This is a genomic window from Maribacter sp. ACAM166 (assembly GCF_005771495.1).
Lineage (GTDB): Bacteria > Bacteroidota > Bacteroidia > Flavobacteriales > Flavobacteriaceae > Maribacter.
In genome coordinates, this window is record NZ_VAUW01000044.1 from 19,191 (window position 1) to 31,434 (window position 12,244).

Genomic DNA, 12,244 nt, shown 5'->3' on the forward strand with positions numbered 1-12,244 from the left:
TTTTAGTCCTCAATCTTATCTGTAATTTCTTGAACTTCAGTTTCAGGATAATTCTTCCGCTCTATCATATAATAGACCAAAGGCACCACCAACAAGGTCAACACAGTAGAAACAATAGTCCCGCCCATTAAAGAAATAGCCAACCCTTGAAAAATTGGGTCAAATAAGATGACAAATGCTCCAATAACAACTGTTCCAGCAGTTAACAAAATAGGGGTTGTTCGTACTGCACCCGCTTCAATAGCAGCTCGTTTTAAGGGTACGCCTTCGGCAAGTCGTAAGTTTATAAAATCAATGAGCAATACAGAATTTCGTACCATAATTCCTGCCAAAGCGATCATTCCGATAAAAGAGGTCGCTGTAAAAAATGCACCCATAATCCAATGCCCTAAAATAATCCCTATCAATGATAAGGGTATGGCAACCATCATTACAATGGGTGCCTTAAAGTTTTGAAACCATCCTACTATCAATATGTAAATCAACATAATGGCTCCTAAAAAGGCAATTCCTAAATCTCTAAATACCTCTAGGGTAATTTGCCATTCTCCATCCCATTTAACCGTATAGTCATCTTCAAACTCGGGCTGACCTAAATACATTTCGTTGATGCTATACCCTAGTGGTAGGGCAATCTCTTTTAGCTTTTCTTCCATTCCTAAAATTGCATATGCCGGACTCTCTAATTCTCCAGCCATATCTGCCAGCACATACACCACACGTTTTTGGTTTTTACGGTAAATACTTTTTGCACTTGTAGTTTCTTTGATATCTACCAAATCTGCTATGGGCACCATATTACCTTGTTTAGAGGTGACTTTCAACTGTGAAATATCAGTAATTGTTGATTTCTCCTTTTCATCTAAAGCCAACACCAAGCCAACTTGGTTGGTGGCATTTTCATCGTACAAATTGGTTATAGCCCTGTTTGATAACGCCATGTTCATAGTGTATGCTATTTGCTGTGGCGTGACGCCGTATAGCATCGCTTTTTCTTTATCAATTTCCAATTGAAATTCGGTTTGGTCAGCTTCTACCATCCAATCGATATCCACCACATCGTCAGTATTTTTCAAAATGTGTTTAACACTGTTGGCAATCTTAATTTGCTCGCCATAATCTGGTCCGTAGACTTCTGCTACAATTGTAGATAAAACAGGAGGTCCTGGCGGAACTTCCACCAATTTTACGTTAGCATTGAATTTAGCCGCAATTATTTGAATATCTGGGCGGAGTAATTTTACAATATCATGGCTCTGGGAAGAACGGTCACCTTTATCAATGAGATTCACCTGAATATCTGCCATATTACTACCACCACGTAAATCGTAATGACGAACTAAACCGTTAAAGGTGATAGGGGCAGAAGTACCAATATAATTTTGGTAATTCACCACTTCTGGGCGTGTAGAAAGGTACTGCGCAATTTCTCGAGCTACCACTCCCGTGCGCTCAAGGGTTGTGCCTTCTGGCATATCAATGACCACTTGAAATTCGTTCTTATTATCAAAAGGCAACATTTTTACGGCTACCGATTTGGTGAAAAACAACACCATGGAGCCCATGAGTAATAAAAAAGTCAATCCTAAAAACAACCAACGTTTTCTTTTATTTTCAATAAGTGGTCGTTCAAATTTGTTATAAATTTTGTAGATAAAAGTCTCCTCCAAAGGTTTTTGTGGTTTCTCTGCAGTTCCCTTTTTATCTTTTTCTTTTAAGAAAATAAAACCTAAATAAGGTGTTATCGTCAAAGCTACAAACAAGGATAAAATCATCGCAATAGATGCGCCAATAGGCATCGGCGCCATATATGGACCCATTAGTCCAGATACAAATGCCATGGGCAATACCGAGGCTATTACCGTAAGTGTGGCTAAAATGGTTGGATTTCCAACCTCGTTAATGGCGTACAACGCTGCTTGCTTAAAAGGCAAGCGTTTCATCTTGAAATGCCGGTGCATATTTTCGGCGATTATAATCGAATCATCTACTACGATACCGGTAACGAAAACCAAAGCAAAAAGGGTAATTCTATTGAGCGTATAATCTAACATATAGTAGCTCAAAAGCGTTAATGCAAATGTAATAGGCACCGATAAAAACACCACTAAGCCACCACGCCATCCCATAGCCAACATGACTACAAACGTTACGGCAAAAATAGAGCCGATAAGGTGTAACAGTAACTCTGAAACTTTATGAGATGCAGTTTCGCCATAGTTTCGGGTAATTTCTACGTGTACATCATCCGGAATTAAAGTGGTTCGTAAATGCTCAACCTTATTGATAACAATATCAGCGATTTTCATCGCATCCGCACCTTTTCTTTTGGCCACGGAAATAGTAACCGCAGGATATTCAGATTTATAATCAATCACCTTATCACTGGCCTGTCCAAAACCTAAAGAAACATAACTTTGTGGAATTTCAGGACCATCGATTATGCTTGCAATTTGCTTTAAATAAATCGGCCGATTCTGTTGCACGCCGACCACCAGATTTTCAACATCGGTTACCGATGCCAAAAACTTGCCTGTGTTCACCAAAAACTCAGTATCGTTTTTATCGAAACTACCGGAGCTTAATTGTACATTGTTCGCCTTAATCATTTCAGAAACTGACAAGAAATCTAGCCCACTAGCAGCTAATTTATCTTTATCCAAAACCACGCGTAACTGGCGGTCTTGATTGCCAATCTTATGCGTAACTGCCACATCGTTCACCTTTTTAATTTCATTTTCCAATTCTTGAGCCATTTGGCTTAATTGGTACCCATCGTAATTTTCACTCCATAAGGTCAGACCCAGCATAGGTACATCGTCAATAGCCCGCGTTTTAATCAATGGAAACGTTACACCTTGCGGCATTTCGTCCATGTGCTTATTGATTTCGTTATACAGTTTCACGAATGAGCGCTCAATATCCTCGCCCACATAAAACTGAACAATGACCATACCCTGCTCCTTCATCGACGTCGAATACACATACTCCACACCTTTAATATTCGAAATCAATTTCTCTAAAGGCTTTACCACGCGCGACTCCACTTCGGTCGGACTCGCCCCGGGATAGCCTACAAAGATGTCGGCCATCGGAACATTGATTTGTGGTTCCTCCTCGCGCGGAATCAAAAATGAACTGTACACCCCAATGACCATGAACACGATCATTAGAAGCACCGTTAACTTGCTACCTATGAACATTTTGGCAATCTTGCCAGCTAAACCTTCCTTCATTCTTTCTAGTTATTTTGTTTGGGCGTTCGGGCGGGCTTTCCGCTCTTACTCCTCTATCTCTTTTATGCCTGTATGGTAACCGCTGTAATCCCTACCTGTCGGTAGAACTAACACCCTATTGTTTATTGATTTGATATTTTGGCGCCGTTGAACAATTTTCCTTCCGCCGAAACTATATATTGCTCATCTGCTGATAGACCTGAAAGCACTTCTACCTTATCCCCAAAAGTTCTGCCCAAACGCAACCAACGCAATAGGGCGGTGTTGCTTTGGCTTACCGTATAGATTCCGGATAACTGTCCATTGTTTATAATAGCTTCCACAGGAATCATAATAGCTGAAGTAGAGGTTTTTCGTTCTATCGGAAATTGCACCGTTGCGTACATACCTGACAATATTTGAGTATCTATCTCATCTAGCATTACTTTTACTAGGTACTGCCCTCCTGTGTTTTTAGACGAAGTGCTTACCTCAACTACCTTACCCTTTACTGTCTGGTTCAATGCTTTTATTTGCACGGCTACTTCCGTATTATTGTTAATTTCTAAAATTTCTGATTCAGGTACCATCGCCAATACTTGATATTTTTCTGGGGATTCCACTTCCAACAATGACATTCCTGGGTTTGCCATATCACCTACTTTGATGAATTTGTTGGTTACCATACCACTAAACGGAGCGCGAATATTAGCGTACCCCATTTGGGCGTTCACTTCGTTCTTCATTTGCTTGGCAGACTCCAACCGTGCATTTGCCATGTTGTAGTTTGCGGTTATATCGTCCAATTCTTTTTGGGAAGCACTATTTTCTTGAAATAAAACCGTGAACCGATTATAGTCTTTTTCAGCATTTGTAAAGGCTGCTGTTGCTTCGGTAATACCAGCATTAACCTGGGCTAATTTAGCAGAAACGTCGGTATTATTGACACTTAACAATAGCTCACCATTGCTGACTTTATCGCCTATACTAACATAAATTTTATCTACGTAACCCATCATTCGCGTACTGATATTGGCACTTTTGACTGCTTCTACCTTACCACTTACAGTCAAAAAAGGACTGCTATTGTCTTCATAAACGGTCTTTACCTTAACGATCACTGCGTGACTAGTATCTACTACTGCTTTTTTGTCTTCATCGCCGCAGCTCGTTAGCAAGAAGGTTAGTGTAAAAAGTCCGATTATATAGTTTGTATGTTTCATATCTTTTAGTGTTAAGTACTCCTTATTCTGGATAATTATAGTTCGTGTTTATTCTTTTAATAAAAACTCAACATACGCTAAGGCGTAATTATGTTGAAAAATAGTGGCGTAATACTCCAGTTGTTTTTGAGAAAATTGTGTTTCGGCCAATAATAAATCTGTTGTTTTTTCTAACCCTTGCGCAAACCGATTAGTTCTAATTCGCAATGCTTCTTCTGATTGTTGCAAGGCTAATTCTGTAAGATTTAGTTTATTCTGTGCGTCGTTTAAAGACCTTTTTGCCTTGTTCAGTTCTAATTTACTTTCAGATGTATACTGTTCTATATGTAATTTCGATTTATCATATTCCGCTTTGCTTTTTTGGGCTTTCCCAAAACGTTTGCTGCCTTCGAAAAGATTCCATTTGAGTTCTGCTCCAAATAAATAGCCTTTGGCGTCTCCTTGAAATACTTCATCATCATGCAGTTCATAGGTACCGAAGGCATTCAAACTTGGCAGAAAGGCCATTTGGTCTGCTTTGTGCATTTGTTTATAGGCCTGTGAGGCAGAGTGCATAGCTAGAATATCTTTTCGGTTTTCTGATAATTGCCCCACAGGCATCGTGGAGTGAACAATGGTCAGCGAATCTGCCGGCTTTAAAATTTGATTTTCGTCATCATTCATCAGAACTGATAAATAGTTACTGGCATTAAGAATATTACTTCTAGCATAGTGCAATTGGTTGTCAATTTCGGTTACCCGCACTTCTACAGCCAAAATATCTGACTTCTGTAGGTAGCCTTGTTTAAAATTATTGCCGGCTATTCGTTTATTTTCCATGGCGGTTTCCTGAACTTTCTGTAGAACTTCAACCGTTTTATAAGCGAGTTGCAATTGCATATAGGCTTTTTCCACTTCTAGGGCTAGATAGTCCTGAGTGCGTTCAGATTGTAGTTCGGTTGCATTCCATTTGGCCTTAGCCGCCTTACGCTGATAAATTCCATCGAAATTCAAAAGCGGTTGCTGTACTACTACACGAGTTGCGTAATCTTCAATTTGACTAGGGTCGTTCAACAAACCAGGATTGAAATCGGCCGCTGTCAAAATCTCTTGATTTAATTTTGAACCAAAAGCCATTAAGGGATTCGTTGTAGCAATACCCGTATGAGAAACGCTAATATTCGGCAACAAAATAGCATTTGTCTGATTGTAATCTCCCTTTGCGGCCAACACATCTTGTTGTGCCATTTTAAGCGTATTATTGCTTTCTCTTACTTTAGCTAAGACTTCTTCCTTAGTAATCGGTTTAGCCTCTTGAGCCTGTCCTGAATAAAAGGCAAATAATAATAACCCTATGAATCCGTACTTCATCGTATCAATTTATTTATAACAAAATTAGCGTGGCAAAATAGACTACACAGTAACAAATGTTACCGATGCATTTAAAAGAACCTTGAAAACCATTTTGTGTTCATCTATGCCCTAATTACTAGTAAAACAAATATAGCTGGGCATTATTTAGCTGAAGATGACTACGATCAGGAAACCCTAGTTTTTATTGATACTTTCATTGAAATTCACTGATAATCATTATAAAAAAAAGGCATTCCCATTACAGAAATACCTTTTACAACCAACCATAAAACTTAAAAAAATAGCTTTATTTTTTAGAAGACTTCACGAACATATTAAATAACAATCCACCCATTACCCCTCCGTATAAAGTGCTATTCAGAGGCTTGGATGTTATGGCGCAAGTACCTTCCAAACATCCTATTTCGACATAATACATATAACCTGCTATCGCACCGATTCCTACTCCGGCTACTGTTAATAGTATTGCTTTTTTTGTCATTAATTATTAACTTTTCGAGTTCCTCCATGTCCACCTGCTACGATAACCAATATCTTCAAGCTCAACCAAATGAACTTAAAAAATTGAATAATAGGATTCATCATAAAAAAGCGTTTAGATTTTGATATTCTTCGTGTCATTTTGTTTTATTTTACTATTAAGGTAGCTACTATAAACTTTTGGCTATTCGGGAATCAACCACCAAAATGGCTTCATTTTCGCCTTATAAATAAACGCATAGTGCAAGGCTAATTTCAGCCAATGTCCAGCCAGTCCGATTTCTCCAAAGGTCTTGCTTAGTTTTCGCCCTTGGGTGTCGGGGTATTTGTTGTAGTCTGGCACAATAGGAAAAGTCGTGATGCTGATACCGCTACCTTTGGTTATTCCGAAACCCGCCGAGGCGATACATGCCGCCCCCATGTTACCCATAGAACCTTTGTGATGTAGTTCTTTTTTACCGTTTATAACATCAATAATGTTGTCTGCAACCAGTTTAGCGGTAATACCAGATGGCATTCCTGTTCTTGGGGGAGCAGGTGAAATGGACGTTCCGTTTTTGCTTACTCTTGGTTTAGAAATTGCATGTGGTGGTGCAAACGCAATACCAGGAGCGAATATATTTTTATAGGACGGATTTTGATAAGTCTCCGGCCAATCCTGCACACTCCATTCTTCATATGGTTTTGGGGTATAATCGGCATCGACAATCATAAAGCCTTTAAAAAGTTTTTCAGTGATGTCTTGATTATTTTTATCAAACGCTTTAAAACCATGCCCCGAAAATGAGGGAATCAACATAGCAAAATCATAGGTTTCCGAATGATATTCGCCATCTAGATTTTCGTAGTGCGCTACTCCATCTTCTATTTTATTAACGCCCGCACCTATAATCCATTTAATACCTCGGTCTTCGAACACCATCTCTACCATTTCGCTCGATTTCATGATATTGTTACCGTAACTGAGCAGCATTCCATCCATGCCAAAATCACCCAATTTTGGCTCGTTAGCAATCCAAACTATTTCTGCCCTATCACGTACATTATGCCGTCGTAATTCTTGTTCTACATTCAGAATATATTCAAATGCCGCTCCTTGGCAGGTAGATTTCGCATGGCCTGTACCAATTAAAATTTTAACCTTTTTACCTTGTTTCATTTGTTGAATCAAATCATTCAGAGCACTCCAAGCGTGTTCGGCATGTGTGTAGGTACAGACAGAATACGCTTTGTTTGTACCAGGGTTCAGACCCTCGGTCATGTCAAAAGCCAATTTTGGGCCTGTAGCATTTATTAAATAATCGTATGTAACTTTTTCGGTTTGTCCTTTTTTTTCACCAACCACGTATTCCACCTTTACGAAGGATTTTTCGGTTTCATTATCCCCTTCGGGATGAAAAGTAGAAACTTTCGCCTGCTTATAGTTGATACCCTTTTTCTTGTACAGCGGTTGTAACGGAAATAATATTTCTTCGGATTTCATTCTACCTATTCCCACCCAAATATTGGAAGGTATCCATTGATAATTACTGTTCGGTGAAACGACTAAAACCTCATGTTGTTTCGACAACTTTCTACGAAGATGAGCTGCGGCTACATGTCCTGAAATTCCAGCACCTAATATCACGATTTTTGACATTTTATTGGATTTTATGATAAAACCGGACAAACAACTACAAGATGAAAACTATACCTGTTGCGTAGTCCATGATTCATCTATTACTGTAAAATTCATTCTTATAATGTTGCTGTACAGCAACATTGGTTACATAGAAACTATATATGTGGATAATGTGTTATAAAGATGCTTGTATAATTACACCAAAAAGGTCGGCTAAATTAGCCGACCTTTTTGGTGTAAAATAATGTTATATACTGCCTTAACTATTTGACGAAATCAAAATATTAATGACTTTGGTGTACAGGGAATTTTTCAACGGTACTAGTTATATAAGCTCACTATGCCTCACAACTTGCACAATCCTTTTTCTGTTTAAATTTTTGAGCTGCATTCATACTATGTTGGTAGTAGAGCGATTTTAGTCCAAGCTTCCAAGCGGTCACATGAATCTTATTAATTTCTTTCACGGGCATATCTGGATGCACAATTATATTTACCGATTGGCCTTGGTCAATATGGTTTTGACGATTTGCCGCTTGATAGATAATATCCATCTGGTCTATTTCAGAATAGGTTTTAAACACGTCTTTCTCAAGTTCAGTTAAGAAGTCTAAATGCTGTACCGATCCATCTCGTTCACGAATACTGTGCCATACCTCTGTTGTATTCTTTCCCTTATTTTCCAACAAATCCAATAAAAAAGGATTTTTGATGGTCGTTTTTACTTTTGCAATATCCTTCACATAAATATTCGACCAGATTGGCTCAATACCTTGAGATACCTGCCCTAATATAAAAGCAGAAGATGTTGTTGGTGCTATTGCATTTAAAGTAGCATTTCGCCTACCATATCCTTTAAGGACGGCTGGTTCGCCAAATTTAACTGCTAACGCTTCAGAAGCCTTATACGATCTCTCTTTAATACTCTTAAATATTTCGCTATTTAGGTTAAACGCTTCTTGACTATTGAAAGGCAAACGCTTAGATTGTAATAACGAATGCCATCCTAAAACACCAAGACCAAGGGCACGGTTGTCTTTGGCAAAATTATAAGCACGTTCCATAAAAAGAAAAGTTTGTCTGTCTTCTCGAGAATCGGAGTCGCGGTACCTTTCTAATTTTTCAAGAAACTCACTAATAACTGCATCTAAGAAAAACACCATTGTTTCAACTGCATCGGTATCTTTCCACTTATCATAATGCAAAACGTTTACTGACGACAAAACACATACAAAAGACCAATCATCGTTTGAAGGCAACATTATTTCTGTACAAAGGTTACTTGCATATATAGGTAAATCTTTGTCTTTATATACATCGGATGCGCCATTGTTTGCGTTATCACTAAAGAAGATATATGGATAACCCATCTCTCCTCTTCGTTGCAAAACTTTGGCCCAAATAGAGCGTTTTTCTGTATCGCCATCAATCATTTGCTGCATCCACTCATCGGTTACCGTCACCCCATGGGTAAGCTCTTGAATAGGATTTCCTTCCGTACCAATTTCTAAAAACTCCATAATATCCGGATGGTCTATAGGTAAGTAGGGAGAAAAACGGCCTCGACGCACAGAACCTTGGCTTACAACATCTACCATTGATTCGAAAAGCTGCATAATATGTACAGCCCCTGAAGCCTGACCGTTATTTTTTACCTCAGCACCACGATGTCTTATTTTTCCAAAATAGCCAGAAGTACCTCCACCCATTTTAGACATCATGCCAACTTCTGATTGGGTGTATAGAATATTACCCATATCATCGCCAATATGCGAACCGAAACAACTAATCGGCAATCCTCTTTCCTCTCCAAAATTCGACCATACTGGAGATGCCAAAGAGAAATATCCTTCTGACATATAACCGAAAAATTTATCAGAAAAACCAGGCATGTCCAATAGCTGTTCAGCCCTATCGGCTATTTCACGAATACGTTGTTCAGCGGTTACGCCTTTCGTTAAATATCCTGAATTCAAAAAGTTAAGACTGTGCTCGGTTAGCCATTCAAAACCCGTATTCGGTTCTTTTTTGTCATTCTTGAGAGCTTCTTTCCTTGCGTTTACAAGTTGATCACTTTCTGAGATTGTTTCTTTGATTTGCTGGGAAGTGTTTGATTCGTTCATTTAAAAAAGGTCGTCACTGGTTATACTTTGTGTTCTTTTACTATAATTGATAGAGCGTTTTACGAAGAAATCGCCGTGTTTGGTTCCTATGATTTCATCATCGAACCATTCTGTTTCGGTCAATAGTTTTTCGTCGATATCGAATATTTTATCGATTCCAATACTACTTAAAGAATTATTAAATCGATTTTTAATAAATTCGTTTATAACTGCTTTAGGCAAGAAGTCAAGTTCACCCTTCTCAAAAATCCAATCAACAATCTCACTTTCAGCAACAAACGCTTCACGACACATTTGCTGTATCATATTATGATATTCTGCATCAAACCATTTCGGGTTTTCATCCTTAATAATTTTGATAATATCAATACCAAAATCACCATGTATTTGTTCTTCTTTAGAGGTAGCTTCAACCACGTTTGAAATACCTTTAAACATATTTTTGTGCTTATTGAAAGCCATTATAATCAAAAACTGTGAGAAAAGGGAAACATGCTCAATGAACAGAGAAAACAATAATACAGATTCTGCATACTCTTTATTGTCAACGCTTTTCGCATTTTTAAGTGCAGTTTCCAGGTACTGCACGCGCTTCATCATCACTGGTTTCTTCTTCAAGTTTTTGAACTCTGAATTAAGTCCCAAAATTTCAAGCAAATGAGAATAAGCATCGGCGTGTCGAACTTCACTTTCTGCAAATGTAGCCCCAACTGATCCTATTTCTGGCTTAGGCATTTTATGGTAGATATCACCCCAAAAACTTTTCACAGCAACTTCAATCTGTGAAATAGCCAACATCGTATTTTTAATGGCGCTTCTTTCAGATTCTGTAAGTCCGGTTTTGAAATCTTGAATATCACTTGTGAAATTGAATTCGGTATGTATCCAATACGAATGTCGAATAGCCGGTACATATTCATATAATTCAGGATATTCGTAGGGTTTTAAATTAATTCGCTTCTCGAAGATGTTTGATTTTCGTTTTTGAGCCTGCTCATTACGATACAATATATATCCTTTAGCAACATCAAAAAAACCGCCCTCCATAAGCCTGTTCTCTACAAAATCTTGAACTTCTTCAATCGTAGGTACATAGTTTTCATCAAGCGCTCTTCGTTCTAAAAGCGATGCGTAAACACTATTAGCAATTCTCTCTGCATCCTCTGGCCCACCTTGCTCTACGGCGGTCATAGCCTTTAAAATCGCATCGATAATCTTGTGTAATTGAAAAGGTTTCTTGGTGAAATCTCTCTTAATAAGGTGTGTGATTTGCATGATATTATATCTTCGTTTTGTTCAAAGCAACTAGTGTAAAGGTCGCTACATTTTATCCATATTTTCTAGTAAATGGATTTAGGTTTTCCACACTTTATTAACAAATCATTTTTACATCATGAAAACCATGAACTTGAGAATGTTAGCGCTAAATAAAAAAATATTGGATTTGAATAGTCTTATCCAATTTCTACAGAAGCACATTTTTGAAATTATTATAACCCTAGCGCTTCATCAAAATTCCATTAATTAATAACCGATTTAGCAGCACATAAAAGCCCCAAACTTCTTTTAAGGATTAGGGCTTTACGAAATAAACTAGCGTATCATTTTATTTAGTTCGCCCCCCTTGCTGCAGTAGGGTTCGTAGTGCCAACTAACACATTTATACTCTTGATGGGATTTACTCAATCGAATTAAATTCTAGCTTTAAAAGCAACGCTTAATTTTTATAAGAGTGATTAGTAGTCTAGTGTTGAAAATATATGATAGTATAGTAGTGAATGATAGTGCCAATTTGATGGTAACTTATTCAAGGCCATGCTTTATTTGTAGAAATTCGTGAGGCGATTTCAGAAAATATCACGTACAGGGCAGATGCAGCAGCTGCATTACAACTACAGTTCTCTAAAATATTTAGCGCAAACCCCAACTATAAGTACCGTATTATTCCCTCCGCTACGACCGCTAATTTTGAACGTAGTGAAATTGGCTTCAAAGCAAAATGGTAGTTCCTAAAAAACAACTGTCAAACAAAAAATTAAACCTTAACATGAGTATTCTTTAAATTGAATATTTTAAAGTTTTTTTACTCAACCATTTTGTTTTCTAAGTTCAAGTCATAAGTGCAACACGAATATTTAAAACAGATGGGGCTAGCCCCATCTGTTTTAGGCTCAATATTTATATTCGTTTTGATGAAACATTACAAACAATTGACCTTAGAGCAAAGGT

Annotated in this window: 8 protein-coding genes; all 8 read right to left on the reverse strand. The window is 37.9% G+C overall.

Translation table 11 applies throughout. The annotated features are described in order from the left end of the window. Positions 1 to 2: 2 nt before the first annotated feature. The 8 genes from ES765_RS18860 to ES765_RS18890 all read right to left on the reverse strand — a co-directional run bounded on the left by ES765_RS18860 (position 3) and on the right by ES765_RS18890 (position 11,290). Entirely contained in the window at positions 3 to 3,236 is a 3,234-nt protein-coding gene (locus tag ES765_RS18860; protein ID WP_138115898.1) for an efflux RND transporter permease subunit, read from the reverse strand. Positions 3,237 to 3,358: 122 nt separating this feature from the next. Continuing rightward, a complete protein-coding gene (locus tag ES765_RS18865) occupies positions 3,359 to 4,438 on the reverse strand; it encodes an efflux RND transporter periplasmic adaptor subunit (RefSeq protein ID WP_138115899.1) in 1,080 nt (359 codons plus the stop codon). A 48-nt stretch (positions 4,439 to 4,486) separates the two neighbouring features. Continuing rightward, the gene (locus tag ES765_RS18870) at positions 4,487 to 5,788 is read right to left on the reverse strand and encodes a TolC family protein (RefSeq protein ID WP_138115900.1); all 1,302 of its coding nucleotides are present in this window, start codon (positions 5,786 to 5,788) and stop codon (positions 4,487 to 4,489) included. 289 nt (positions 5,789 to 6,077) lie between these two features. Next, complete coding sequence (locus ES765_RS18875; RefSeq protein WP_138115901.1) at positions 6,078 to 6,272, reverse strand: DUF6132 family protein; 195 nt, start codon at positions 6,270 to 6,272, stop codon at positions 6,078 to 6,080. After that, positions 6,272 to 6,412 (reverse strand): hypothetical protein, encoded by a 141-nt coding sequence (locus ES765_RS21915; protein ID WP_171017374.1) that lies wholly within the window; start codon positions 6,410 to 6,412, stop codon positions 6,272 to 6,274. Before ES765_RS21915 ends, ES765_RS18875 begins: the two co-directional genes overlap by 1 nt. 43 nt (positions 6,413 to 6,455) lie before the next feature. Further along, a complete protein-coding gene (locus ES765_RS18880; protein ID WP_138115902.1) occupies positions 6,456 to 7,910 on the reverse strand; it encodes an NAD(P)/FAD-dependent oxidoreductase in 1,455 nt (484 codons plus the stop codon). A gap of 320 nt (positions 7,911 to 8,230) precedes the next feature. Then, positions 8,231 to 10,015, reverse strand: a complete 1,785-nt coding sequence (locus ES765_RS18885; protein WP_138115903.1) for a ribonucleoside-diphosphate reductase subunit alpha — start codon at positions 10,013 to 10,015, stop codon at positions 8,231 to 8,233. Further along, positions 10,016 to 11,290, reverse strand: coding sequence for a ribonucleotide-diphosphate reductase subunit beta (locus ES765_RS18890; protein ID WP_138115904.1), 1,275 nt, complete (start codon positions 11,288 to 11,290; stop codon positions 10,016 to 10,018). Positions 11,291 to 12,244: the final 954 nt, after the last annotated feature.

What these genes read in the sequence shown, in the direction of transcription:
- ES765_RS18890 (WP_138115904.1), bottom strand. Translation starts at nt 11,290, where the DNA reads ATGCAAATCACACACCTTATTAAGAGAGATTTCACCAAGAAACCTTTT.
- ES765_RS18875 (WP_138115901.1), bottom strand. Translation starts at nt 6,272, where the DNA reads ATGACAAAAAAAGCAATACTATTAACAGTAGCCGGAGTAGGAATCGGT.
- ES765_RS18865 (WP_138115899.1), bottom strand. Translation starts at nt 4,438, where the DNA reads ATGAAACATACAAACTATATAATCGGACTTTTTACACTAACCTTCTTG.
- ES765_RS18885 (WP_138115903.1), bottom strand. Translation starts at nt 10,015, where the DNA reads ATGAACGAATCAAACACTTCCCAGCAAATCAAAGAAACAATCTCAGAA.
- ES765_RS18860 (WP_138115898.1), bottom strand. Translation starts at nt 3,236, where the DNA reads ATGAAGGAAGGTTTAGCTGGCAAGATTGCCAAAATGTTCATAGGTAGC.
- ES765_RS21915 (WP_171017374.1), bottom strand. Translation starts at nt 6,412, where the DNA reads ATGACACGAAGAATATCAAAATCTAAACGCTTTTTTATGATGAATCCT.
- ES765_RS18880 (WP_138115902.1), bottom strand. Translation starts at nt 7,910, where the DNA reads ATGTCAAAAATCGTGATATTAGGTGCTGGAATTTCAGGACATGTAGCC.
- ES765_RS18870 (WP_138115900.1), bottom strand. Translation starts at nt 5,788, where the DNA reads ATGAAGTACGGATTCATAGGGTTATTATTATTTGCCTTTTATTCAGGA.